Here is a 23,879-nt window from a genome sequence, read left to right as displayed (position 1 = left end):
ACGTACGACCGGGTGAGCCCCGCCCGTGTCAGGTCGCTCAGGACGTGCCCTCTCGCCCGGTTGCCGCGCCGAACCAGCTCGGCATCCGGGCGGCAGTTCATGAATTCACGTGAGTGAGCTGCCGCAGGTGTCCGGGCGAGCCGTTCATGTGAGTGAGCTGCCGCAGGTGTCCGGGCGAGCTGTTCATGTGAGTGAGCCGCCGCCGGTGTCCGGGCGAGCTGTTCATGTGAGTGAGCCGCCGCCGGTGTCCGGGCCGCTGGACGCGATCAGCCCGTCGCCGCGCCGAACCACCTCGGAAGCCGGCCGAGCAGTTCCTGCTGGTCCTCGCCGACCCAGGCCACATGGCCGTCCGGTCGCAGCAGGACCGCGGGCGCGTCCAGTTCCTCGCTGACGTCGACGACGTGGTCGACCCGATCCGCCCACCCCGCCACCGACAGCCGGCCGGTCTGATCGAGCAGCAGCCCGCGGCCGCCGCGCATCAGCTCGTAGAGACGACCCCGCTTCAGCGTCACGTCCCGCAGCCGCCGGCCGAGGAGTTCGTGGCCCTCGCCGAAGTCGTAGCGGACCGCGATCGCGGTGATCTTCTCGATCAGGTACCGGTTCACGTCCTCGAAATCCATCAGTTCCTCGACCAGCCGGCGCACGGCCCGGGGCCCCGGCTCGGAGAGCAACAGCTCCATCTGCGCACGGGTGTTGTCCAGCACGTTCGCGGCCACCGGATGCCGTTCGGTCTGGTAGCTGTCCAGCAGCCCCGCCGGTGCCCAGCCGCGCACCTCGGCGGCCAGTTTCCAGCCGAGGTTGAACGCGTCCTGGATCCCGAGGTTGAGCCCCTGACCGCCGGTCGGCGGGTGGATGTGGGCCGCGTCGCCGGCCAGCAGCACCCGGCCGACGCGGTAGCGCTCGGCCAGCCGCGTGGCGTCGCCGAACCGGGACAGCCAACGCGGCGAATGCACGCCGAAGTCGGTGCCGGCGAAGTGCCGCAGCCGCTCTTCGAACTCCTCCAGGGTCGGCGGAACCGTGCGGTCCGCGGTCACCCCCTCGGCCGGCACGATGACGCGGTACGTCCCGCCTTCGAGGGGCATGGCGCCGAACCGCCACTCGGTCTTGCGGACTTCGGCCACCGCGGCCGCCAGTTCCTCCGGCGGCATGGCCAGCTCCATCTCGCCCAGCAGCGTCTCGTGCCGGGCGGGCTCTCCGGGGAAGCCCACGCCGAGCAGCCTGCGCACGGTGCTGCGGCCGCCGTCGCAGCCGACGAGGTAACGCGAGCGCAGCAGTGTGCCGTCGGCCAGTTCGGCGTTCACACCGTCGTCGTCCTGGCTCAGCCCGACCAGCTCGCGGCCGCGCCGGATCTCGGCGCCGATCTCGACGGCGTGCTCCGTCAGCAGGCGCTCGGTGACGCTCTGCGGGATGCCGAGGACGTACGCATGCGCGGTATCCAGCCGGTCGGGCCACGACGTGCCGATGCCGGCGAAGAATCCGCCGGTCTCATACTTCCGGCCGAGCGGGAGGAACCGCTCCAGCAGACCGCGCTGGTCCATCAGCTCGATGCTGCGCACATGGATACCGAGCGCGCGGGACTGCCCGGTCGGTTCCGCCAGTCTCTCCAGCACGACCACGTGCACGCCGTGCAGGCGCAACTCGGCGGCCAGCATCATGCCGGTCGGTCCACCGCCGACAATGATCACATCAATCACGGCAAACCCCACTTTTCGCCTGTTTCTGGCTCCAGGCCGAAGATTTTGCGGCACGACCGGGGGCTTGCCGCAAGGCCCCCAGCGCGCTATACGTTGAGAGTGGCAAGGAGTACGTGACTCCTTGCCTATTGTTTTGTCGCCGTGGAGCGGATCAGCGAGAGGGTCGGCACCCTGACGGCCAGGCCGGTCGCCGCCCGAACTCCCGCAGCCGTCACAGGGGTTCGCTGCCTCTGTGCCGCCGTAGCTGGCTGCCGTAGCTGCCCAGTGAGAGACGCATCACCCTGCTCCGAGGAGCGCCGCCTCTGCGGCCACCACATACGAAAAACCCCCTTCCGCTGCGTCTCCGCAGAGGAAGGGGGTTCTCCCCAGTGTGGCGGCGCCAGGATTCGAACCTGGGAAGGCTGAGCCGGCAGATTTACAGTCTGCTCCCTTTGGCCGCTCGGGCACACCGCCTGGGTTAGCTGCCCGGCGAGCCGCTTTTCGGCGGCGCTCCGTGGCAACGACGTAAACGATACCTGATGTGGAGGGGTGCTTCGCCACCCGATTGATCGGCGCCCGGAGGGCGGGGGGTGGCTAGGCTTGTCCGGATGCGGCCCGGGACCTGAACGGGACCGGCGGCCGCCCACGTACGCCGGTACGCACGATACGCACCCCGATACAAGGAGCCACAGGACATGGCCGACTCCAGTTTCGACATCGTCTCGAAGGTCGAGCGGCAGGAGGTCGACAACGCACTCAACCAGGCCGCCAAGGAGATCTCGCAGCGCTACGACTTCAAGGGCGTGGGCGCCTCGATCTCGTGGTCCGGTGAGCAGATCCTCATGGAGGCGAACTCCGAGGACCGGGTGAAGGCGATCCTCGACGTCTTCCAGTCCAAGCTGATCAAGCGCGGCATCTCGCTGAAGGCTCTGGACGCGGGCGAGCCCCAGCTCTCCGGCAAGGAGTACAAGATCTTCGCTTCGATCAAGGAGGGCATCTCCCAGGACAACGCGAAGAAGGTGGCGAAGACCATCCGCGACGAGGGCCCGAAGGGCGTGAAGGCGCAGGTGCAGGGCGAGGAGCTGCGGGTCAGCTCCAAGAGCCGTGACGATCTGCAGGCCGTCATCGCCCTGCTCAAGGACAAGGACTACGACTTCGCCCTGCAGTTCGTGAACTACCGGTAGGTCCGGTCGGGTCCTCGGGGCTCACGGTCTGCACAGGTACGAGGAAGGGTGGGCACCTGCCGGTGTCCACCCTTCTCGCCTGTCGGCTGCGGTCGGTGTGCGCGCTCAGTTGCGCGAGTTGCCGAACAGGAGGCGGTAGGCGACCAGGAGGACGAGCGATCCGCCGATCGCCGCGGCCCAGGTCGTGCCGTCGTAGAAGTCCTTGGTGATCGGGTGGTCCATCCAGCGGGCCGATATCCAGCCGCCGATGAACGCGCCCGCGACGCCGATCAGGGTCGTGCCGATGAGGCCGCCCGGGTCGCGCCCCGGCAGCAGGAACTTCGCGATGGCTCCGGCCAACAGTCCCAGGATGATCCAGCTGATAATGGTCATGCCGTGAACCTGCCCTTTCACGCTGTGCCCGCACTGTCCCGGCCATGTGATCTTGCTCCCGGCAGGCCGTGCCCGTGCGTCGTACGTCGGGCGTACCCCGCGCGTCGTCCTTGCCACGCGTTGTCACGCCGTCTTGGTGGGAAGGACGCCTTGGCGCCGCCCGCCGGTTGCACTGATCAGTAGGGTGCGACGCATGACAGCATCCGCTTCCGGACTGCGCCGCACCCTCGGCGTGGGGGACGCCGTCGTCATCGGACTCGGCTCGATGATCGGAGCCGGGATCTTCGCCGCCCTCGCGCCGGCGGCGCAAGCGGCTGGATCCGGGCTGCTTCTCGGGCTCGCCGTCGCCGCCGTGGTCGCCTACTGCAACGCCATGTCCTCGGCTCGCCTCGCCGCCCTGTATCCCGCCTCGGGCGGCACGTACGTCTACGGGCGTGAGCGGCTCGGGGACTTCTGGGGGTATCTCGCCGGCTGGTCGTTCGTGGTCGGGAAGACGGCCTCCTGTGCGGCGATGGCGCTCACCGTGGGCATCTACGTCTGGCCGGGGCAGGCGCATGCGGTGGCGGTCGCGGCCGTGGTGGCACTGACCGCGGTGAACTACGGCGGGATCCAGAAGTCCGCGTGGCTGACGCGGGTGATCGTGGCGGTGGTCCTGGCTGTCCTCGCTTCCGTGGTGGTCGGGTGTCTGGTGTCCGGTGCGGCGGACTCCGGGCGGCTGGACGTCGGGGCCTCGGGCGGTGCGGACGGAGTGCTTCAGGCGGCCGGCCTGCTGTTCTTCGCGTTCGCCGGGTACGCCCGTATCGCGACCCTCGGTGAGGAGGTACGCGACCCGGCGCGCACCATTCCGCGCGCGATTCCACTTGCCTTGGGCATCACGCTGGTGGTGTACGCGTGTGTGGCGGTGGCTGTCCTTTCGGTGCTCGGGTCGGACGGGCTCGTGGACGCGGCGGCGCCATTGGCCGACGCGGTGCGGGCGGCGGGTATGCCCAGGCTGGTGCCGGTGGTGCGGGTCGGTGCGGCCGTGGCCGCGCTGGGCTCACTGCTGGCTTTGATCCTCGGCGTCTCGCGGACGACGCTGGCCATGGCCCGGGACCGGCATCTGCCGGGGGCGCTGGCGGCCGTGCATCCGCGGTTCCAGGTGCCGCACCGGGCGGAGCTGGCGGTGGGTGCGGTGGTCGCGGTCCTGACCGCGACGGTGGACGTCCGGGGCGCTATCGGGTTCTCCTCCTTCGGTGTGCTGGCGTACTACGCCGTGGCCAACGCGTCGGCCTGGACGCTGGATTCGGCATCGGCGGTGCCGGCGGCTCGGGTGGTGGCGGGAGTCGGGCTGGCCGGGTGCGTGGTGCTGGCGTTCTCGCTGCCGGCGGTTTCGGTGGTCGTGGGAGCGGGTGTGCTGGTGGTGGGGGCGGTTCTGTACGGCGTGCGGCGGTGGACGGGGGCCGGGGCGGGGAGGGCGTAGGGCTGCTGGGCCAGTTGGGGCAGTTGGGGCAGTTGGGGGCAGTTGGGGGCAGAGTTTCGCAGCTGTTGCCGGCCAGCCCCTGTGGCTGGCGCCGGTCAGGGGCCTCTCACCGTGTTCCCGGGCTCGTGATGCGAAGTCCGGCCCATTGGGCGGGGCTTGTGGGTCCTGGCCGTCACTCGGGTCGGCAACTGCTCGATCGCGGTCATGGGTTCATCATGCAGGCCGCCGCTGACAGCCGGGCGGGCCTGTGGATAACCCCTGGCCTGTGGAAACCGGGCTGCGTCGCCCCGCCGTCAGCGTGCCGTGAAGGGCTCGTCCGTCCGGACGATGTCGCGGCCGAGCGGGAGCAGCGAGACCGGGATGAGCTTGAAGTTGGCGATGCCGAGCGGGATACCGATGATCGTGACGCACAGGGCGATGCCGGTGGCGATGTGGCCGAGGGTCAACCACCAGCCCGCGAGCACCAGCCACAGCACGTTGCCCACGCAGGACGGCGCGCCCGCGTCACGGCGCTCCACCGTCGTGTACCCGAAGGGCCACAGGGCGTAGACACCGATGCGGAAGGCCGCGATACCGAACGGGATCCCGATGATGGTGATACAGAGGAGCAGGCCCGCGAGCATGTAGGCGAGGAACAGCCAGAAGCCGCTCAGGACGAGCCATATGACGTTGAGAATGGTCCTCATTGGTTCCCACCTGCCATCTTCTCTAGCCGGGCGATGCGTTCCGCCATCGGCGGGTGCGTGGAGAACATCTTCGAGAGGCCCTGGCCGGGGCGAAACGGGTTCGCGATCAGCATGTGACTGGCGGTCTCGATACGCGGCTCGGGGGGCAGCGGGAGCTGCTTCGTGCCGAGTTCGAGCTTGCGCAGGGCGCCGGCCAGGGCGAGGGGGTCGCCGGTGAGCTGGGCGCCGGAGGCGTCCGCCTGGTACTCCCGGGAGCGGCTGATGGCCAGTTGGATGAGCGAGGCGGCGAGCGGGCCCAGGATCATGATCAGCAGCATGCCGAGCAGGCCGGGGCCGTCATCGTCGTCCGAGCGCCCGATCGGGATCAGCCAGGCGAAGTTGACCAGGAACATGATCACGGAGGCGAGGGCACCGGCGACCGACGAGATGAGGATGTCGCGGTTGTAGACGTGGCTGAGCTCGTGGCCGATGACGCCGCGCAGCTCGCGCTCGTCCAGGAGGCGCAGGATTCCTTCGGTGCAGCACACGGCGGCGTTGCGCGGGTTGCGGCCCGTGGCGAAGGCGTTGGGGGCCTCCGTCGGGGAGATGTACAGACGCGGCATGGGCTGGCGAGCCTGGGTGGAGAGCTCGCGGACCATGCGGTAGAGCGCCGGGGCCTCGAACTCGCTGACCGGGCGGGCCCGCATCGCGCGCAGTGCCAGCTTGTCGCTTTTCCAGTAGGCGTACGCGTTGGTGGCCAGCGCGACCAGGACGGCGATGACGAGCCCCATGCGGCCGAAAAAGCTGCCGATGACGACGATGAGGGCGGACAGTCCCCCGAGGAGGACTGCGGTCCTGAGCCCGTTGTGCCGGCGGTGCACGGTACGCCCTCCAAGTGGTGCGGCAGGGGGACCCTTGCTCGGTGATCTGCGGTGCCACTGGTGCCGTGGTGTCACGTCCAGTGGACCCTCCCGTACTGGTCAACGCCAGGCGGGGGGCACTAGTTCCCTTGTGCGTGCGGCGGCGGGTATGGGCCGTCCGGGTGAACGGCGCCGGGAAACGGCAACGCGCGCGTGGGGAGGCGGGTGCCCCACGCGCGCGTGGCGAAAGCGGCTGTCGTTCAGAAGAGGGCGGTGTCGGTGAAGCGCAGGACGAGCTGGGGTGCCCCGGACAGGGCGATGCCGAGGACACCGGTCAGGGCGATCGCGGCGGTGAGAGGGGCGGGGACGCGGTGCTTCACGGGCTCGCCCTCGGGCGCGCGGAAGAGCAGAGTCGTCCACTGGAGGTAGTAGAAGAGCGCGATGACGACGTTGACGGCCATGATCACGGCCAGCCAGCCGAGGCCCGCGTCGACGGCCGCCGCGAAGACGGTGACCTTGGCGAAGAGGCCGATGATGCCCGGGGGCAGTCCGGCGAGGCAGAGCAGGAAGAACGCGAGGAGCAGGGCGGACAAGGGGTTCGACGCGTAGAGGCCGCGGTAGTCCGCGATGCGGTTGAGGGTCTTCGTCCGGCCGACGAGCGCGGCCACGGCGAAGGCGCCGAGGTTCACGGCGCCGTACATCAGGGCGTAGGCGACGGTGGAACCGATCGACTTCTCGGCGTCCCCGGAGTACGCGGCGGCGGCGATCGGTACGAGCAGGTAGCCGGCCTGACCGATGGACGACCAGGCGAGCAGCCGGACCGCGCTGTACGCGCGCGTGGCCTGCTGGCGCAGGGCTCCGACGTTGCCCACGGTCATGGTGAGCGCGGCCAGGACCGCCAGGGCCGGGCCCCAGAGGTCGGCGTACGACGGGAGGGCAACGACCGTGACGAGGATCAGGCCGCTGAAGCCGACCGCCTTGCCGATGACCGACAGGTAGGCGGCGATGGGCAGCGGCGCCCCCACGTAGGTGTCGGGCACCCAGAAGTGGAAGGGCACGGCGGCCGTCTTGAAGGCGAAGCCGACGAGGGTGAGGACGACGCCGGTCTGGGCGAGCGTGTGGAGCTGCCCGTCGACGTTCTGGATGCGGTCGGCGACCTGGGTGAGGTAGAGGGTGCCCGTGGAGGCGTACACGAAGCTGATGCCCATGAGGCTGACCGCGGTCGCGGTGACCGAGGACAGGAAGAACTTCAGGGCCGCTTCGGAGGACTTCCGGTCGCCGTACTTCAGGCCGACCAGCGCGAAGGCGGGCAGGGAGGCGACCTCCAGGGCGACGATCAGGGTCGCGAGGTCGCGGGAGGCGGGCAGGAGGGCGGCGCCGGCCGCGGAGGACAGCAGTAGGAACCAGTACTCCCCTTCGGGGAGGTCCTTGCGGGCGTCCTTCAGGGCGGTGACCGACAGAAGGGCGGTGAGGAGGGCCCCGCCGAGGACCAGGAACTGGATGACCAGGGTGAAACGGTCGGCCGTGTAGCTGCAGACGGTGGCGTCGCCGGTCAGGCAGAAGGTGCTGCGGTCGCCGTCCAGGAGGGGCAGCAGCATCAGTGTGGCGGCGGCCAGGCCCGCAACCGACGACCAGCCGAGCAGCGTCTTCCGGTGCTCGGCGACGAACAGGTCGGCGACCAGGACGACGAGTCCGACCACCGCCGCGATGGTGGGCGGCGCGATCGCGAGCCAGTCGACGGACTGGACCAGCGACGCGGCCAGGGGCTGGACCGGGGAGCTCATCGGGTGCCTCCTGCGAGGAGCTGCTGGACGGCCGGGTCGCTCAGGCCGAGGAGGACCTTGGGCCACAGGCCCGCGACGACGGTGAGGGCGACGAGCGGGGTCCAGGCCGCGAACTCGTACGAGCGCACGTCGGTCAGCTTCGGGGTGTCCTGGGGCATGGCGCCCATGCAGACGCGGCGGACCACGATCAGCAGGTACGCGGCCGTCAGCAGGGTGCCGAACGCGCCGATCGCCATGAAGGTGAGGAAGGCGGGTCGGCTGAGGCCGGCGGCGGGCTGGAACGCGCCGAACAGTGCCAGCATCTCGCCCCAGAAGCCGGCCAGGCCCGGCAGGCCGAGCGAGGCGACCGCGGCGAAGGCGAGCAGGCCGCCGAGGCGCGGGGCCTTGCCGTAGAGCGCGGCTCCGGTCTCCTCGGCGAGGGTGTCGAGGTCGGTGGTGCCGGTGCGGTCCTTCAGCGCGCCGACCAGGAAGAAGAGCAGGCCGGTGATGAGGCCGTGGGCGATGTTGGCGAAGAGGGCGCCGTTCACGCCGGTCGGGGTCATGGTGGCGATACCGAGCAGGACGAAGCCCATGTGACCGACGGACGAGTAGGCGATGAGGCGCTTGAGATCGCCCTTCGCGCCCTGCTTGGCGAGGGCCAGACAGGCCAAGGATCCGTAGATGATGCCGACGACGGCGAGCGCCGCGAGGTAGGGCGCGAACGTGCGGAAGCCGTCGGGCGCGATGGGCAGCAGGATCCGGACGAATCCGTACGTACCCATCTTCAGCAGGACACCGGCCAGCAGGACAGAGCCGACGGTCGGCGCGGCGGTGTGGGCGTCGGGCAGCCAGCTGTGCAGCGGCCACATCGGCGTCTTGACCGCGAGCCCGATCCCGATCGACAAAACGGCGATGACCTGCACGGATGTGGTCAGCGACCGGCCGTTGTCAGTGGCGAGTGCCATCATGTCGAACGTGCCCGCCTTGAGCCCGATCAGGAGCAGGCCGAGCAGCATGACCACGGAGCCGAGCAGCGTGTAGAGGATGAACCGCCAGGCGGCCTGGCTCCGGCCCTCACCGCCCCAGCGGGCGATGAGGAAGTACATCGGGATGAGGACCATCTCGAAGGCGAGGAAGAACAGCAGCAGGTCGAGGACAGCGAAGGTCGCGAGGGTGCCGGACTCGAGGACGAGCAGCAGGGCGACGAAGGCCTTCGGGGTCGGGCCTTCGGGCATCTTGAAGTACGAGTAGAGCGCGCAGAGGAAGGTCAGCAGCGCGGTCAGGACCAGAAGGGGGAGGGAGATGCCGTCGATGCCGAGGTGGACGCGTACGTCGAGTGCGGGGATCCAGCTGATGTCCGTGCTGGCCTGCATCTTCGACGGCTGGTCATGGTCGAAGCCGAGCGCGAGGACGATCGCCGCGATGAGGACCGCACCGGTGACGGTGACGCCGTGCCGGAGCACCGCCTGCTCGGGTGACTTCCCCTTCAGCCCGGGCGGAGCCGGCAGGAGAGCCGCGGCGGCGCCGAGGAGCGGGCCGACGACGATGAACGCCAGAAGGACCTGCATCACGGACTCGTTGATATCGATCACGCCTGCTCACGCTCCCGTGGCGACGAGGACGGCGGCGACCGCGAGGACGACGGTGCCGGCGAGCAGCGCGCTCACATAGGTCTGGACGTTGCCGGTCTGGGCGCGCCGTACGGCGGCGCCGAGCCAGCGGGGCAGCGCACCCGCACCGCGTACATAGGTCTCGACGACCTCGCGGTCGAGGAACCGGACGAGGCTCGCTCCGGCCTGGACCGGGCGGACGAAGAGCGCCGTGTACACGGCGTCCAGGTGGAAGCCGGCGGCCGCGTGCCGGTGCAGGGGGCCGAGCAGGAGCCGTCCCGGGTCTGCGGGGTCGGGCGCGTAGGCGATGTCCCCGTAGGCCGGCTCGTGGGTGGCGATGGCTTCGGCCTCGACCTGGGCGGCGTCGCCCTCGGGGTGGGCGGCGACCGCGCCGAGCGGGACGCGGGCCGCGAGCGCGGTGGTGTGCCGCCAGGCGCCGTAGGTGACGATGCCGCCGACCAGGGCCACGCCGGTGCCGAGCACCGAGGTGGTGAGGGTCGGGCCGAGGTCACGGCCGTCGAACCAGTCGGGCAGCAGGCGGAACGCGAATCCGCCGAGGGCCAGGGACGGGATGGCCAGCACCCACAGCACGACGGTCATCGTCAGCGGCTCCTTGCCGTGGTCGGGGGCTTCGGTGCCCCGGCCCCGGAAGGCGAGCAGCCACAGGCGCATCGCGTAGGCGGCGGTGAGCACGGCCGTGAGCAGGCCGGCGACGAGGACGATCCAGCCCGCGGCGGCGGGGGCGTGCTCGGTGTGTCCGGTGACGACGTGCTCGGCGACGCCGAGGACGGCCTCCTTGGAGAAGAAGCCGCTGAAGGGCGGGATCGCGGCGAGTGCGAGCAGCGCCACGGTCATCGTCCAGTAGGCGTCGGGGACGCGGTCGCGCAGGTTCCGCATGCGGGACATGGCGGCGAGCGAGTTGGTGCCGGCGGCGTGGATGATCACGCCGGCCGCGAGGAACAGCAGCGCCTTGAAGGCGCCGTGGGACAGGAGGTGGAAGACGGCGGCTCCGCGGTCGCCGACGGCGAGGGCGCCGGTCATGTAGCCGAGCTGGCCGATCGTCGAGTAGGCGAGGACGCGCTTGATGTCGTCCTGGGCGAGCGCGGCGAGCCCCGAGCCGGCCATCGTGACGGCGGCCATGACGGCGAGGACGACCATCGCTGCCTGGGAGGCCTCGAAGACCGGGAGGAGACGGGCAATGAAGTAGACACCGGCGGCGACCATCGTCGCGGCGTGGATCAGCGCGGAGACGGGGGTCGGGCCCGCCATCGCGTCGGGGAGCCAGGTGTGCAGCGGGAACTGCGCCGACTTGCCCGCCACGCCCGCGAGGAGCAGCAGGGCGATCAGTGTCGGGTGGTCGAGCGCACCGCTCGCGACGGCGCCGAGGACCTTCGTGATGCGGAAGGAGCCGGCGTCGGTGGCGAGAGCGAACAGGCCGATGAGGAAGGGGACGTCGCCGAGCTTGGTGACCAGGAAGGCCTTGAGGGAGGCGGCGCGGGCCTCCGGGGTCTCCCAGTAGTGGCCGACCAGGAAGTAGGAGCAGATGCCCATGACTTCCCAGCCGACCAGCAGCACGATCAGGTCGCCGGAGTAGACGACCAGGAACATCGCGGAGGTGAACAGGGAGACGAGAGCGGCGTACGAGGAGTAGCGCGGGTCGTCGCGCAGATAGCCCGTCGAGTAGATCTGCACGCAGGAGGCGACGAGGCCGACCACGACGGCGACGAGGGCGGCGAAGCCGTCGATGTGCAGGGCGAGTTCGATCGGGATCGAGCCGGTCGGGGTGAGTTCCGTGGCCGCGTTGACGGCCGTGTCACCGCCCTGGCGTGCGGCGACCAGCGCGGCGAGCACCAGGGAGGCCAGGGTCGGCAGGACGGCGAGCGGGCGGACGAAGCCGGGTGCCGTGCGGCCCAGGAGCAGGCCGGCGGCGGCGCCGAGGAACGGAAGGAGGGGGACGAGGACGGCGAGGGTGGTCGTGGTCACGCGGTGGCCTCAGCCTTCTGGGCCTCGTCGGACTGCTCGGCCGCGTCGTGGTCGGGGCCGTCGGAGTCGTGGCCTTCGGCGGTGTCGCGGAGCCTGTCGATGTCCGCGGTGCCGCGGTTGCGGTGGACGGCGAGGACGATCGCCAGGCCGATGCCGATCTCGGCGGCGGCGATGGCGATGGTGAACAGGGTCAGGGCCTGACCGGAGTGCAGGGTCTCCTCGGCGGTCTTGCTGAGCCAGACGTCGAAGGCGACCAGGTTGAGGTTGACGGCGTTGAGCATCAGCTCGACCGACATCAGGACCAGGATCGCGTTGCGGCGGGCGAGGACGCCGTACAGGCCCGTGCAGAAGAGGAGGGCGGAGAGGACGGCGGGATAGGCGAGGTGCATCAGCGGGTGCCTTCCTTCTCGCTCCGGCCGGCCGGGGTGCCATCGGCTGGGGCGCCCTCGGGTGCGGTCGCCGCGTCGGCCTTCGCCTTGCGGGACAGGACGATCGCGCCGACCAGGGCGGCGAGGAGGAGGACGGAGAGGGCCTCGAAGGGGAGGACCCAGTTCTGGAAGAGGCTCGCGCCGGTGGCCTCGGTGGAACCGGCTGCGGGGCCGTCCAGGTCGATCCAGGTCGTGCGGAAGGCGTCGACGACGACCCAGACCAGGGCGGCGGCCGCGGCGAGGGCCACGGTGAGGGCGGCCCAGCGGTTGCCGGAGTCGGCGTCCGGGGAGCGGCCGATCGGGGCCCTGGTGAGCATCAGTCCGAACAGAAGGAGGACGACGACGGAACCGACGTAGATGAGGACCTGCACCCAGGCGATGAACTCGGCGGTGAGCAGGAGGTACTCGACGGCCAGGCCGCCGAGGGTCACCACCAGCCACAGGGCGGCGTGCACCAGCTGCCGGGTGGTGACGGTGACGATCGCGGCGCCGAAGGTGACCAGGCCGACGAGGAGGAAGGCGATCTCGACGCCGGTCGGGGAGAGGAAGCCGTGGCTTTCGGCGGCCGTGGTGGTGGCGTGCGCTGCCGTGGTGGTGGCTTGTGCCGCTGTCGTGGCGGCTGCGGCCAGGGTCATTCCTGTCCCTCCTGCCCGTCCGCGGGCCGCTGCCTCGGCTGGTCGGTCTGCTGCCGGGAGTCTCCTGCCGGGCGGGTGGGGGCCTCCGCCGCGCGGGCCTGCTCGTCGGCGGCGGACTCGGTGGGCGCGGGCTGCTGCTGGGCCGCGAGTTTCTCGGCGGTCTTGCGGGCGGTGGCGACTTCCTTCGGCTCCTCCGCTGCGGGGTCGAGGGCCGGCGGGGCCGGGACGGTCCACATCCACTCGCGGAGCTTGTCGCGCTCGTGGGTGAGGTCGTGGATGTCGGTCTCGGCGTACTCGAACTCCGGGGACCAGAACAGGGCGTCGAAAGGACAGACCTCGATGCAGATACCGCAGTACATGCACAGGGCGAAGTCGATGGCGAAGCGGTCGAGGACGTTGCGGCTGCGTTCGCGGCCGCCGGGGGTCGCCGCCGGGACCGTCTCCTTGTGGGAGTCGATGTAGATGCACCAGTCCGGGCACTCGCGGGCGCACAGCATGCAGACCGTGCAGTTCTCCTCGAACAGGCCGATCACACCGCGGGTGCGGGGCGGGAGGTCGGGCTGGGCGTCCGGGTACTGCGCGGTGACGGACTTCTTCGTCATCGTGCGGAGGGTGACGGCCAGGCCCTTGGCGAGGCCACTGCCGGGGATGCGGGGCCGGGAGGGCGGGAGGGAGGCAGCCATGGTTACTGGATCACCACCTTGACGACGCCGGTGAGGGCGATCTGGGCGAGGGACAGGGGGACGAGGAGGGTCCAGGCGAGCTTCTGGAGCTGGTCCTCGCGCAGGCGCGGGTAGGTGACGCGCAGCCAGATCACGAGGAACGCGAGGACGGCGGCCTTCAGCAGGGTCCAGACCCAGCCGAGGCCGTCGGCGCCCCAGGGGCCGTGCCAGCCACCCAGGAAGAGGACGGTGGTCAGACCGCACAGGACGACGATTCCGGCGTACTCGGCGAGGAGGAAGAGGGCGAAGCGGAGGCCGGTGTACTCGGTGTACGCGCCGAAGATGATCTCCGAGTCGGCGACGGGCATGTCGAAGGGCGGGCGCTGGAGTTCGGCGAGGCCGGCCACGAAGAAGACGATCGCGCCGACGATCTGCCAGGGCAGCCACCACCACTCGAAGGCGTCGAGGATGCCGGGGAGCGAGACCGTGCCGGCCGCCATCGCGACCGAGGCCGCGGTCAGGAGCATCGGCAGTTCGTAGGCGAGGAGCTGGGCGGCGGTGCGGAGGCCGCCGAGGAGGGAGAACTTGTTCGCGGACGCCCAGCCGGCCATGAGAGAGCCGAGAACACCGACGCCCATGACGGCCAGGACGAAGAAGACGCCCGCGTCGATGACCTGGCCGACGGCTCCCTCGTCCGGGCCGATGGGGATGGCGAGCAGGACGAGGAGGTACGGCAGCAGGGCGACGGCGGGGGCCAGTTGGAAGATACGGCGGTCCGCGCCCGCGGGGACGATGTCCTCCTTCTGCGCGAACTTCACGCCGTCGGCGATCAGCTGGGCCCAGCCGTGGAAGCCGCCGGCGTACATGGGGCCCAGGCGGCCCTGCATGTGGGCCATGACCTTGTGTTCCGTCTGACCGATGATCAGGGGAAAGGTGAGGAAGACGACGAAGACGATCAGGAGTCGCAGGGTGACGTCGAGCGCGTCGTTCACCGCGTACCTCCTGCGGGGTCTTCGGGGCTGTCCGTGGGATCTGGGGTCTCTGTGGTCTCTGTGGTCTCTGTGGGCTCGGGGGTCTCCGAGTCGCCAGAGGACTCGGAGGCCGGCGACTGCGCGGTCTCGGGCGACGGTTCGGGTTCCGGTGCCGGTTCCGGTTCCTCGAAGGCCGGGCGGGCGTGGTGCCAGGGGGCGTCCGAGCTGCGCGCAGAGCGGGCAGACCTGCCCGGCTGGCTGTCGCCTCGGTCGGACGCGGCGCGTTGGCTCGAACTGCCCTCCGACGCGCTGCGCGCGCGGCGCGGTCCGGCCGACGGGGCCGGGGACTCGGCCTCGGCCTCGGCCTCGGCGGCGGGAGACTCCGGCTGCCCGGTGGTCGGCGTCTCGATGCCGGGCACCGTTGCTTCGGAACCGGTCGCAGGGGAGTCGGATCCCGGCGTCGGGGACTCAGGGCCGGGCGCCGGGGACTCAGGGCCGGTCGCCGGGGACTCCGAGCCGCCGGGTGTCTGGCTCGCCGAGCCGTCCGCGGCGGTACGGGTACGGCGCGGGGCGGCCGGGGACGAGGGAGAGGTGTCGCCGGGCGTCGTCTGGCTCGCTGAGCCCTCGGCCGCCGTGCGGTCACGACTCGGCCCCGTCGGAGCCGAAGCAGGCGACTCCCCGGGCGAAGACTGACTCGACGACCCCTCCGCCGCCGAACGCGCACGGCGCGGGCCAGCCGGAGCCGGAGCGGCCGCCTCGCCCGCAGCAGCCTGGCTCGCCGAGCCCTCCCCCGCCGTGCGGTTACGACGCGGACCAGCCGGAGCCGAAGCAGGCGACTCCCCGGGCGAAGACTGACTCGCCGACCCCTCCGCCGCCGTACGCGCACGACGCGGACCTGCCGGAGCCGGAGCGGCCGCCTCGCCCGCAGCAGCCTGGCTCGCCGAGCCCTCCCCCGCCGTACGCGCACGCCGCACGGGACGCTCGCCGGCGGTGCGGGTCGGGCGGTCGCCCGAGGCTCGGGGTGTGCCGCGGGTAGGGCGGGTCGGGGCCGGGGGGAGTTGGCCCTTGAGGGGGCCCCATTCGTTGGGGTCGGGGACGCCGGGTGGGAGCATCTGGCGGCGTTTGGGGCCGCCGTGTTCCGACTCGCCGGGTTCCTTCGCGCCGGGCCAGGCCTTGGCGACGCGTGCGGCCAGGACGAAGTCCTTGCGCAGGGGGTGGCCTTCGAAGCTGTCCGGCAGGAGCAGGTGGTCGAGTGCCGGGTGGCCTTCGAAGGCGATGCCGAACATCTCGTGCGTCTCGCGTTCGTGCCAGGCGGCGCCCGCGTAGACACCGACCGCGGAGGGCAGGGCGGGGGTCTCGTGCGGGATCGTCGTACGCAGGAGGAGGCGGCGGAGGGGCGACAGGGCCGCGATGTGGGCCGTGACGCGGAAGCCCGTGCCCGGTTCGTCGACGGCGCTCAGCCAGTCGAAATAGGTGCAGCCCAGCCGGTCGCGGGCGGTCTCCAGGGCGGAGATCCAGCTCGCCGGCGGGACGTCGACCGTCAGGACCTCGTACGACTCCTCGGCCGTCGCGTCCGTACCGAAGAGTTCCCCGACGTCGGCGGGCAGCCAGCCGACCGCGGTCATCGTCCCTCCTCAGGCGCGGATTCCGAGGCCGTGGACGGGGACGGCGGTCGCACCAAGCCGCTCTGCAGCGCCGCCGCAGAGGGGCGTCCCGTGCCGTACCGCTCCCCCAGCGACTCGCGGGCGATCTTCTCCTGGAGCTTGAGGATGCCCTGGAGCAGCGCCTCGGGACGGGGCGGGCAGCCGGGGACGTAGACGTCGACGGGGATGATCTGGTCGACGCCCTTGGTGACGGAGTACGAGTCCCAGTACGGGCCGCCGCAGTTGCTGCACGCGCCGAAGGAGATGACGTACTTGGGCTCCGGCATCTGCTCGTAGAGGCGCTTCACCGCCGGCGCCATCTTGTCCGTGACCGTGCCGGACACCACCATCAGGTCGGCCTGGCGCGGGCCCGGTGCGAACGGGATGACGCCGAGCCGGATGAAGTCGTGGCGGGCCATCGACGCGGCGATGAACTCGATCGCGCAGCAGGCGAGGCCGAAGTTGAAGACCCAGAGCGAGTAGCGGCGGCCCCAGTTGAGGATCACCTTCATCGGCTCGGGTGCGAGGCGCGCGAGGGCGCCGAGCCGCTTCGGTTCCGGAAGCAGCACGGGTTCAGAGCCGGCGGGGGTCACGTCGGGGGTCACGTCCATGCCAGGACGCCCTTCTTGTATGCGTAGAGCAGGCCCACGGCCAGGAAGCCGAGGAAGATGAACATCTCCACCAGGGTCGCCGCGCCGTAGCCGGGGGCGGCGAAGACGGTCGCCCAGGGGAACAGGAAGATCGAGTCGACGGCGAAGATCACGTAGAGGAAGGCGTAGACGTAATAGCGGACCTGGGTGTGGGCCCAGCCCTCGCCGACGGGGTCGACGCCGCATTCGTACGTCAGGAGCTTCTCTGGCGTGGGGACCACGGGCCGCAGCAGGCGGCCGGCCCCGAAGGCGACGGCGACGAACAGCACGCCGACGACGGCGAGCAGTCCGACGACCGAATAGGACTGGAAGTAGTCCGCCGCGACGACGGTCGTGGTGACGACGGTCGGTTCCGGCACGTCCGTCCCTCGCTCCCTTGAAACTCGGACCTGGTCCCGCGACGATCCCCCGGCTCACCCGGACGCCGCTGTTCGACGATCTGTACGCACGGGAGTCTAGGCCCTGATAAAGGCAGGGTAAGCAGCCCGTCACGCCCTGGCATGCGGGGGTGGGGTTTTCCTCAGTCGATCCTGGCGGTCCACCTCATGGCGCGGCTGCCCGCGGCCGGGCAGGCTGACGCGTATGACCGAACGCTTCCCGTCCACCGGCTCGAAGGCGGCCGCGACGTCGGCCGGGCAGGACGACCGCCCGCCACCGCCCCGGTTCGCCTACGACCGGCACACCTGGAAGGAGATCGCGCACCTCCTGGCGAACCTTCCTCTCTCCCTGCTCGGATTCACCTACGTCATGACGGTGCTGTTCACCAGCTTCGGGCTGACCGTCACGGTGATCGGGTTCCCGCTGCTCGCGGCCGGACTCATGGGCGCGCGGCAACTGGGCAAGCTGGAGCGGGCGCGGGCCAGGGCGCTGCTCGGGGTGCGGGTGGACGAGCCGAGCCGGCTGCCGCTGCGCGGCTCGGGCGGCTTCCTCGCCCAGGTGTGGATGTCGCTGAAGGACCCGGTGGGCTGGCGGGCGGTGCTGTACGAGTTCATACGGCTGCCGTGGGGCGTCCTCACCTTCACCATCACGCTGACCTCGCTGTTCGTGCTGTGGCCGGTGCTGCCGTTCATCGCACGGGTGCTGGCCAACGCCGACCGGGCCATGGTGCGCGGGCTGCTGTCGCCCTCGGACGAGCTGGAGCGGCGCATCGCCGAGCTGGAGTCGGACCGGGGGGTCGTGGTCGACACGGCCGCGGCCGACCTGCGGCGCATCGAGCGGGATCTGCACGACGGGGCGCAGGCCCGGCTGGTGGCACTGGCCATGGGTCTCGGCCTGGCCAAGGAGAAGGTGCTGGAGGACCCCGACGCGGCGGCGGCGATGGTCGAGGAGGCGCACGGCGAGGTGAAGCTGGCGCTTCAGGAGCTGCGGGATCTGGCCCGCGGGATCCATCCGGCGGTGCTGACCGACCGCGGCCTGGACGCGGCCTTGTCCTCGGTCGCCTCGCGCTGCACGGTCCCGGTGAAGGTGACGGCCGACCTGCCCGCGCGGCCGGCCGCGGCCATCGAGGGCATCGCCTACTTCACCGTCTCGGAGCTGCTGCAGAACGTCAGCAAGCACAGCCGGGCGAGGTCGGCGTCGGTGGATGTGTGGCGCACGGCCGACCGGCTGCTCATCCAGGTGTGGGACGACGGCCGCGGGGGCGCGAGTCTCGACGGCGGTACGGGGATGAAGGGCCTGGCCGACCGGCTGGGCGCAGTGGACGGCCTGTTCGTCCTGGAGTCGCCCGAGGGCGGCCCGACGACGGTCACGGCGGAACTGCCGTGGCGCGACCGCACGGACGCCTCCGCCGCGGGCACCAGCGGCCGCTGAGCCGGGGAACCGCTCGGCCGGAGGTGGGGAAAACCCCCCGTCCAAGACGCCGACGGACTCCATGGTCCGCCGACCTGCGGCGGAGCAGGGTGGAGGTATCGAGAGCACAGCCGCAGGACGAGGAGAAGGACGACGCCGATGGCCACGGAGTACGGACAGGGATACGGGCTCGACGGCGGGCCCGGGTTCGACGGGAGCACCGAACGACGGCGGCACCGGCTGCCCGTCGCGCTGCGGGCGCCGGTCGAGGGCCGCACCTGGCGGGAATTCGGCCATGTGCTGCTCAGCCTGCCGATCAGCATCCTGCTGTTCGTCTACGCGGTGACGATGGTGTCGCTGGGGGCGGGGCTGCTGGTGACGTTCCTCGGCGTACCGGTGCTGGCGGCGGCGCTCGCCGGGTGCCGTGGCTTCGGGGCGGTGGAGCGGTTCCGGGCGCGGGCGCTGCTGGACCTGGAGGTGGCCGAGCCGGAGCCGCTGCGGATGAGGAAGCCGGGCGCCATGGCGTGGATGGGTGCCGTCCTCAAGAGCGGCGCCTCGTGGCGGGCCCTGCTGTACGCGCTGCTGCAGCTGCCCTGGGCGGTGTTCTCGTTCGCCGTCGCCGTGAACGTGTGGGTGCTGGGCTGGGGGCTGCTGACGTACCCGCTGTGGTTCTGGGTGTTCCCGATGTCCGCCGGCCAGGACGGGATCCAGCTGTACGGCGACGAGACGCACCAGATCTACCTCGACAACCCCTTCGAGATCACGATGACCGCGCTGGTGGGTCTGCTGTTCACGATCGCGATGCCGTGGATCCTGCGGGCGCTGACGATGGTGGACCGGCTGCTGGTGCACGGGCTGCTCGGGCCGTCGCGGCTGGCCTCGCGGGTGGTGGAGCTGGAGTCGGACCGGGGGGTCGTGGTCGACACCGCCGCGGCCGACCTGCGGCGCATCGAGCGGGATCTGCACGACGGGGCGCAGGCCCGCCTGGTGGCACTGGCCATGGATCTGGGGCTGGCGAAGGAGAAGCTCCAGGAGGATCCGGAGGCGGCCGCGCGGATGGTGGACGAGGCGCACGGTGAGGTGAAGACGGCGCTGCAGGAGCTGCGGGACCTGGCCCGGGGGATCCACCCCGCGGTGCTGACGGACCGGGGGCTGGACGCGGCGCTGTCGGCGGTGGCCTCGCGGTGCACGGTGCCGGTGCGGGTCGAGGTCGATCTGAGGGAGCGGCCGGCGCCGGCGATCGAGGGGATCGCGTACTTCACGGTGTCGGAGCTGCTGCAGAACGTCAGCAAGCACGCGCGGGCGACCTGGGCGGGCGTGGAGGTGTGGCGGACGGAGAACCGGCTGATGCTGCAGGTCGTGGACAACGGCGCGGGCGGGGCCGACGTGTCCCAGGGCTCCGGCCTGGCGGGGCTGGCGGAGCGGCTCGACGCGGTGGACGGGATCCTGGTGGTGGACTCGCCGGCGGGCGGGCCGACCCGGGTGACCGCGGAGCTGCCGTGGCGGGGCGCGTACGTGCGGTGACCTCCGGTTGAAAGCCGTTGCCTGACTCAGCCGGACAAGAAGCCGGTCCTACCCCCATCCACCCCCCGATCCTGAAATGCTGGACCCGTCGCACGGGTGGGCGCGGAGCCGTTGTGGGCCGCGGACGGGCGGCATCGGGCTGTGGGGGGCCGAAACATCGTGGAGGACAGGGTGCGGGTGGTCATCGCCGAGGATTCAGTGCTGCTCAGGGAGGGCCTGACCCGGTTGCTGACCGACCGCGGGCACGAGGTGGTCGCCGGGGTGGGTGACGGCGAGGCACTGATCAAGACCATCACCGAGCTGGACGCGCAGGGCGAGCTGCCGGATGTCGTGGTGGCCGATGTGCGGATGCCGCCGACGCACACCGACGAGGGGGTGCGGGCGGCGGTGCAGTTGCGCAAGGCGCACCCGGGGCTCGGTGTGCTGGTGCTGTCGCAGTACGTGGAGGAGCGCTACGCCACGGAGCTGCTGGCGGGGTCCAGCCGGGGCGTCGGCTATCTGCTGAAGGACCGGGTGGCCGAGGTCCGTGAGTTCGTGGACGCGGTGGTGCGGGTGGCCGACGGCGGTACGGCCCTCGACCCGGAGGTGGTCGCGCAGCTGCTGGGCCGCAGCCGTAAGCAGGACGTGCTCGCGGGGCTCACCCCGCGGGAGCGGGAGGTGCTGGGGCTGATGGCCGAGGGCCGGACGAACTCGGCGGTCGCCCGGCAGCTGGTGGTCAGCGACGGAGCGGTCGAGAAGCACGTCAGCAACATCTTCCTGAAGCTGGGGCTGTCGCAGAGCGACGGGGACCACCGCAGGGTCCTGGCCGTGCTGACGTACCTCAATTCCTGACATGGGCGGCACGGGTGCGTGATCACCCCAAAGTCGCGTCCAAGATGCGAATGACACAAAGAAGGCGACCCTTACGGTCGTAGGGTTGATCCTGGGAGGCCTGCGGGAAGGCCTGTCCGGGACAGCCGCCTCGAGGGAGGTCCAGTTCAGTGACCAGCCAGGTCAGTAGCCCAGCGGAGCAGGCCGACGGACCAGTCGTAGGAGAGCAGCGCAAAGCGGAGGGCGCCAAGGGCGTCCGCCGTCTCGACCGGGTGATCATCAGGTTCGCGGGGGACTCGGGTGACGGTATGCAGCTCACCGGTGACCGCTTCACCTCGGAGACCGCGTCGTTCGGCAACGACCTGTCGACGCTGCCGAACTTCCCGGCCGAGATCCGGGCGCCCGCCGGGACCCTGCCGGGTGTGTCGTCCTTCCAGTTGCACTTCGCCGACCACGACATCCTCACGCCCGGCGACGCGCCGAACGTGCTGGTGGCGATGAACCCGGCCGCGCTGAAGGCGAACATCGGCGACCTGCCGCGCGGCGCCGAGGTGATCGTCAACACGGACGAGTTCACCAGACGGGCGATGCAGAAGGTCGGCTACGAGACCAGTCCGCTGGAGGACGGGTCGCTGGACGGCTACCACCTGCACCCGGTGCCGCTGACCACGCTCACCGTGGAGGCGCTGAAGGAGTTCGACCTCAGCCGCAAGGAGGCCGAGCGCAGCAAGAACATGTTCGCGCTGGGCCTGCTGAGCTGGATGTACCACCGGCCCACCGAGGGCACGGAGAAGTTCCTCAAGTCCAAGTTCGCCAAGAAGCCCGACATCGCGGCGGCCAACATCGCCGCGTTCCGGGCGGGGTGGAACTTCGGCGAGACCACCGAGGACTTCGCCGTCTCCTACGAGGTGGCCCCGGCGGCCACGGCGTTCCCGCCGGGTGTCTACCGCAACATCTCCGGCAACCTCGCCCTGTCGTACGGCCTGGTCGCCGCGAGCCGGCAGGCGGATCTGCCGCTGTATCTGGGGTCGTACCCGATCACTCCGGCGTCGGACATCCTGCACGAGCTGTCCAAACACAAGAACTTCGGCGTGCGCACCTTCCAGGCCGAGGACGAGATCGCCGGTATCGGGGCCGCGCTGGGCGCGGCCTTCGGTGGTTCGCTGGCCGTGACCACGACGAGTGGTCCCGGGGTGGCGCTGAAGTCGGAGACCATCGGCCTCGCGGTCTCCCTGGAGCTGCCGCTGCTGGTCGTGGACATCCAGCGCGGCGGGCCGTCGACGGGTCTGCCGACCAAGACCGAGCAGGCGGACCTGCTCCAGGCGATGTACGGGCGCAACGGCGAGGCTCCGGTGCCGATCGTCGCGCCGCGCACCCCGGCGGACTGCTTCGACGCGGCCCTGGAGGCGGCGCGGATCGCACTGACGTACCGCACGCCGGTCTTCCTCCTCTCCGACGGCTATCTGGCCAACGGCTCCGAGCCCTGGCGGATCCCGGACCTGGACGAGCTGCCCGACCTGCGGGTGCAGTTCGCGCACGGCCCGAACCACACCCTCGACGACGGTTCCGAGGTGTTCTGGCCCTACAAGCGCGACCCGCAGACGCTGGCCCGGCCGTGGGCGATCCCGGGCACGCCCGGTCTCGAGCACCGGATCGGCGGCATCGAGAAGGAGGACGGCACAGGCAACATCTCCTACTCGCCGGCCAACCACGACTTCATGGTCCGCACCCGGCAGGCCAAGATCGACGGCATCGACGTCCCGGACCTCGAGGTGGACGACCCGCACGAGGCCAGGACCCTCGTCCTGGGCTGGGGTTCCACGTACGGGCCGATCACGGCGGCGGTGCGGCGGCTGCGCAGAGCCGGGGAGTCCGTGGCGCAGACGCATCTGCGCCACCTCAACCCCTTCCCGCGGAATCTGGGCGCGGTGCTGGCGCGTTACGACAAGGTGGTGATCCCCGAGATGAACCTCGGGCAGCTCGCCACGCTCATCCGGGCGAAGTACCTGGTCGATGCCCAGTCGTACAACCAGGTCAACGGCATGCCGTTCAAGGCGGAGCAGCTCGCCGCGGTTCTCAAGGAGGCCATCGATGGCTGAGACGTCCACGCACGGCACGGGCACCGTCGAAGCGCTCTCCCTCGTCCCCAAGGCCGAGGGCAGGCAGTCGATGAAGGACTTCAAGTCCGATCAGGAAGTGCGCTGGTGCCCCGGCTGCGGCGACTACGCCATCCTCGCGGCGGTGCAGGGCTTCATGCCCGAACTGGGTCTGGCGAAGGAGAACATCGTCTTCGTCTCGGGCATCGGCTGCTCCTCCCGGTTCCCGTACTACATGAACACGTACGGGATGCACTCCATCCACGGCCGCGCCCCCGCCATCGCCACGGGTCTGGCCAGCTCCCGCCGCGATCTGTCGGTGTGGGTCGTCACCGGCGACGGCGACGCGCTGTCCATCGGCGGCAACCACCTGATCCACGCGCTGCGCCGCAACGTCAACCTCAAGATCCTGCTGTTCAACAACCGGATCTACGGTCTGACCAAGGGCCAGTACTCGCCGACCTCCGAGGTCGGGAAGATCACCAAGTCGACGCCGATGGGCTCGCTGGACGCGCCCTTCAACCCGGTGTCGCTGGCGATCGGCGCGGAGGCGTCGTTCGTGGCGCGGACGGTCGACTCCGACCGCAAGCACCTGACGGAGGTGCTGCGCCAGGCCGCCGCCCACCAGGGCACGGCCCTGATCGAGATCTACCAGAACTGCAATATCTTCAACGACAACGCCTTCGAGGCCCTGAAGGACAAGCAGCAGGCCGAGGAGGCCGTGATCCGGCTGGAGCACGGCAGGCCGATCCGCTTCGGCGGCGACCTGGCCAAGGGCGTCGCACGGGACCGGCTGACCGGGGACCTGAAGGTGGTCGCGGTGACGCCGGACAACGAGGACCAGGTGCTCGTCCACGACGCGCACTCCGCATCCCCGACCACGGCGTTCGCGCTGTCCCGCCTGGCCGACCCGGACACCCTGCACCACACCCCGATCGGCGTCTTCCGTGCCGTGGACCGGCCCGTCTACGACACCCAGATGACCGACCAGCTCGACCAGGCGATCGAGCAGCACGGCAAGGGCGACCTGGGCGCGCTGCTGGCGGGCGGGGACACCTGGACGGTCGTCGGCTGAGCCGCTTCGGGAACACCGGGGCCCGGGA

Annotated in this window: 21 protein-coding genes and 1 tRNA gene; 7 read left to right on the top strand and 15 right to left on the bottom strand. The window is 70.8% G+C overall.

Annotated features, from left to right (window positions below):
• Positions 1–266: 266 nt before the first annotated feature.
• Together rox and OHU35_RS25635 are read right to left on the bottom strand one after the other, a co-directional pair.
• Positions 267–1,694, bottom strand: a complete 1,428-nt coding sequence (rox, locus tag OHU35_RS25640; protein WP_405507033.1) for a rifampin monooxygenase — start codon at positions 1,692–1,694, stop codon at positions 267–269.
• 371 nt (positions 1,695–2,065) lie between these two features.
• Positions 2,066–2,147 (bottom strand) — tRNA-Tyr (locus OHU35_RS25635).
• Positions 2,148–2,368: 221 nt separating this feature from the next.
• Between OHU35_RS25635 and OHU35_RS25630 the strand changes: the two genes are divergently transcribed.
• Positions 2,369–2,857, top strand: coding sequence for a YajQ family cyclic di-GMP-binding protein (locus tag OHU35_RS25630; protein WP_189728676.1), 489 nt, complete (start codon positions 2,369–2,371; stop codon positions 2,855–2,857).
• 105 nt (positions 2,858–2,962) lie between these two features.
• Here the strand turns inward: OHU35_RS25630 and OHU35_RS25625 are convergent, their stop codons facing one another.
• Positions 2,963–3,229 (bottom strand): GlsB/YeaQ/YmgE family stress response membrane protein, encoded by a 267-nt coding sequence (locus OHU35_RS25625; protein ID WP_189728674.1) that lies wholly within the window; start codon positions 3,227–3,229, stop codon positions 2,963–2,965.
• A 193-nt stretch (positions 3,230–3,422) separates the two neighbouring features.
• Here OHU35_RS25625 and OHU35_RS25620 point away from each other — a divergent pair, with 193 nt between their 5' ends.
• On the top strand, positions 3,423–4,688 hold the full coding sequence (locus OHU35_RS25620) for an APC family permease (protein ID WP_405507031.1): 1,266 nt from the start codon (positions 3,423–3,425) through the stop codon (positions 4,686–4,688).
• 293 nt (positions 4,689–4,981) lie between these two features.
• On the opposite strand, the gene OHU35_RS25615 is transcribed toward OHU35_RS25620, so the two are convergent.
• The 12 genes from OHU35_RS25615 to OHU35_RS25560 form a co-directional block, all read right to left on the bottom strand.
• Complete coding sequence (locus tag OHU35_RS25615) at positions 4,982–5,374, bottom strand: YccF domain-containing protein (RefSeq protein ID WP_189728669.1); 393 nt, start codon at positions 5,372–5,374, stop codon at positions 4,982–4,984.
• Complete coding sequence (htpX, locus tag OHU35_RS25610) at positions 5,371–6,234, bottom strand: zinc metalloprotease HtpX (RefSeq protein WP_405507029.1); 864 nt, start codon at positions 6,232–6,234, stop codon at positions 5,371–5,373. Before htpX ends, OHU35_RS25615 begins: the two co-directional genes overlap by 4 nt.
• A gap of 239 nt (positions 6,235–6,473) precedes the next feature.
• Entirely contained in the window at positions 6,474–7,997 is a 1,524-nt protein-coding gene (locus tag OHU35_RS25605; RefSeq protein WP_359887312.1) for an NADH-quinone oxidoreductase subunit N, read from the bottom strand.
• Positions 7,994–9,568 carry a NuoM family protein gene (locus OHU35_RS25600; protein ID WP_405507028.1) on the bottom strand — a complete coding sequence of 525 codons (1,575 nt, stop codon included), beginning with the start codon at positions 9,566–9,568 and terminating at the stop codon, positions 7,994–7,996. The genes OHU35_RS25605 and OHU35_RS25600 overlap by 4 nt, the downstream gene beginning before the upstream one ends.
• A 6-nt stretch (positions 9,569–9,574) precedes the next feature.
• The gene (locus tag OHU35_RS25595; RefSeq protein ID WP_405507026.1) at positions 9,575–11,569 is read right to left on the bottom strand and encodes an NADH-quinone oxidoreductase subunit L; all 1,995 of its coding nucleotides are present in this window, start codon (positions 11,567–11,569) and stop codon (positions 9,575–9,577) included.
• Entirely contained in the window at positions 11,566–11,958 is a 393-nt protein-coding gene (nuoK, locus tag OHU35_RS25590; RefSeq protein WP_189728659.1) for an NADH-quinone oxidoreductase subunit NuoK, read from the bottom strand. The genes OHU35_RS25595 and nuoK overlap by 4 nt, the downstream gene beginning before the upstream one ends.
• A complete protein-coding gene (locus OHU35_RS25585; protein WP_229873329.1) occupies positions 11,958–12,632 on the bottom strand; it encodes an NADH-quinone oxidoreductase subunit J in 675 nt (224 codons plus the stop codon). Before OHU35_RS25585 ends, nuoK begins: the two co-directional genes overlap by 1 nt.
• A complete protein-coding gene (locus OHU35_RS25580) occupies positions 12,629–13,315 on the bottom strand; it encodes an NADH-quinone oxidoreductase subunit I (RefSeq protein ID WP_189728657.1) in 687 nt (228 codons plus the stop codon). The genes OHU35_RS25585 and OHU35_RS25580 overlap by 4 nt, the downstream gene beginning before the upstream one ends.
• Positions 13,316–13,317: 2 nt before the next feature.
• Positions 13,318–14,286, bottom strand: coding sequence for a complex I subunit 1 family protein (locus tag OHU35_RS25575; protein ID WP_189728656.1), 969 nt, complete (start codon positions 14,284–14,286; stop codon positions 13,318–13,320).
• A complete protein-coding gene (locus OHU35_RS25570; protein WP_405507023.1) occupies positions 14,283–15,890 on the bottom strand; it encodes an NADH-quinone oxidoreductase subunit C in 1,608 nt (535 codons plus the stop codon). The genes OHU35_RS25575 and OHU35_RS25570 overlap by 4 nt, the downstream gene beginning before the upstream one ends.
• Positions 15,887–16,519: an NADH-quinone oxidoreductase subunit B gene (locus OHU35_RS25565; protein WP_189728654.1), complete on the bottom strand. Its 633-nt coding sequence runs from the start codon at positions 16,517–16,519 to the stop codon at positions 15,887–15,889. Before OHU35_RS25565 ends, OHU35_RS25570 begins: the two co-directional genes overlap by 4 nt.
• Positions 16,510–16,917 carry an NADH-quinone oxidoreductase subunit A gene (locus OHU35_RS25560; protein WP_030234112.1) on the bottom strand — a complete coding sequence of 136 codons (408 nt, stop codon included), beginning with the start codon at positions 16,915–16,917 and terminating at the stop codon, positions 16,510–16,512. The genes OHU35_RS25565 and OHU35_RS25560 overlap by 10 nt, the downstream gene beginning before the upstream one ends.
• 223 nt (positions 16,918–17,140) lie before the next feature.
• Here OHU35_RS25560 and OHU35_RS25555 point away from each other — a divergent pair, with 223 nt between their 5' ends.
• The 5 genes from OHU35_RS25555 (at position 17,141) to OHU35_RS25535 (ending at position 23,851) form a co-directional block, all read left to right on the top strand.
• Entirely contained in the window at positions 17,141–18,367 is a 1,227-nt protein-coding gene (locus OHU35_RS25555) for a sensor histidine kinase (protein WP_405507021.1), read from the top strand.
• A gap of 138 nt (positions 18,368–18,505) precedes the next feature.
• Positions 18,506–19,870 carry a sensor domain-containing protein gene (locus OHU35_RS25550; protein ID WP_359887328.1) on the top strand — a complete coding sequence of 455 codons (1,365 nt, stop codon included), beginning with the start codon at positions 18,506–18,508 and terminating at the stop codon, positions 19,868–19,870.
• A 171-nt stretch (positions 19,871–20,041) separates the two neighbouring features.
• Positions 20,042–20,701: a response regulator transcription factor gene (locus OHU35_RS25545; RefSeq protein ID WP_308401003.1), complete on the top strand. Its 660-nt coding sequence runs from the start codon at positions 20,042–20,044 to the stop codon at positions 20,699–20,701.
• 149 nt (positions 20,702–20,850) lie between these two features.
• Positions 20,851–22,779 (top strand): 2-oxoacid:acceptor oxidoreductase subunit alpha, encoded by a 1,929-nt coding sequence (locus tag OHU35_RS25540; RefSeq protein ID WP_189728648.1) that lies wholly within the window; start codon positions 20,851–20,853, stop codon positions 22,777–22,779.
• Entirely contained in the window at positions 22,772–23,851 is a 1,080-nt protein-coding gene (locus tag OHU35_RS25535) for a 2-oxoacid:ferredoxin oxidoreductase subunit beta (protein WP_405507019.1), read from the top strand. The genes OHU35_RS25540 and OHU35_RS25535 overlap by 8 nt, the downstream gene beginning before the upstream one ends.
• Positions 23,852–23,879 lie beyond the last annotated feature (28 nt).

This window comes from Streptomyces purpurascens (assembly GCF_045040895.1).
Lineage (GTDB): Bacteria > Actinomycetota > Actinomycetes > Streptomycetales > Streptomycetaceae > Streptomyces > Streptomyces purpurascens.
Note: the sequence above shows the minus strand (reverse complement) of the source record. Positions and strands in the feature narration are given on the sequence as shown.

Coding starts and splice junctions, on each gene's coding strand:
- OHU35_RS25630 (WP_189728676.1), top strand. CDS start 2,369: ATGGCCGACTCCAGTTTCGACATCGTCTCGAAGGTCGAGCGGCAGGAG.
- OHU35_RS25625 (WP_189728674.1), bottom strand. CDS start 3,229: ATGACCATTATCAGCTGGATCATCCTGGGACTGTTGGCCGGAGCCATC.
- OHU35_RS25620 (WP_405507031.1), top strand. CDS start 3,423: ATGACAGCATCCGCTTCCGGACTGCGCCGCACCCTCGGCGTGGGGGAC.
- OHU35_RS25615 (WP_189728669.1), bottom strand. CDS start 5,374: ATGAGGACCATTCTCAACGTCATATGGCTCGTCCTGAGCGGCTTCTGG.
- OHU35_RS25605 (WP_359887312.1), bottom strand. CDS start 7,997: ATGAGCTCCCCGGTCCAGCCCCTGGCCGCGTCGCTGGTCCAGTCCGTC.
- nuoK (WP_189728659.1), bottom strand. CDS start 11,958: ATGCACCTCGCCTATCCCGCCGTCCTCTCCGCCCTCCTCTTCTGCACG.
- OHU35_RS25585 (WP_229873329.1), bottom strand. CDS start 12,632: ATGACCCTGGCCGCAGCCGCCACGACAGCGGCACAAGCCACCACCACG.
- OHU35_RS25580 (WP_189728657.1), bottom strand. CDS start 13,315: ATGGCTGCCTCCCTCCCGCCCTCCCGGCCCCGCATCCCCGGCAGTGGC.
- OHU35_RS25570 (WP_405507023.1), bottom strand. CDS start 15,890: ATGACCGCGGTCGGCTGGCTGCCCGCCGACGTCGGGGAACTCTTCGGT.
- OHU35_RS25565 (WP_189728654.1), bottom strand. CDS start 16,519: ATGGACGTGACCCCCGACGTGACCCCCGCCGGCTCTGAACCCGTGCTG.
- OHU35_RS25555 (WP_405507021.1), top strand. CDS start 17,141: ATGACCGAACGCTTCCCGTCCACCGGCTCGAAGGCGGCCGCGACGTCG.
- OHU35_RS25550 (WP_359887328.1), top strand. CDS start 18,506: ATGGCCACGGAGTACGGACAGGGATACGGGCTCGACGGCGGGCCCGGG.
- OHU35_RS25535 (WP_405507019.1), top strand. CDS start 22,772: ATGGCTGAGACGTCCACGCACGGCACGGGCACCGTCGAAGCGCTCTCC.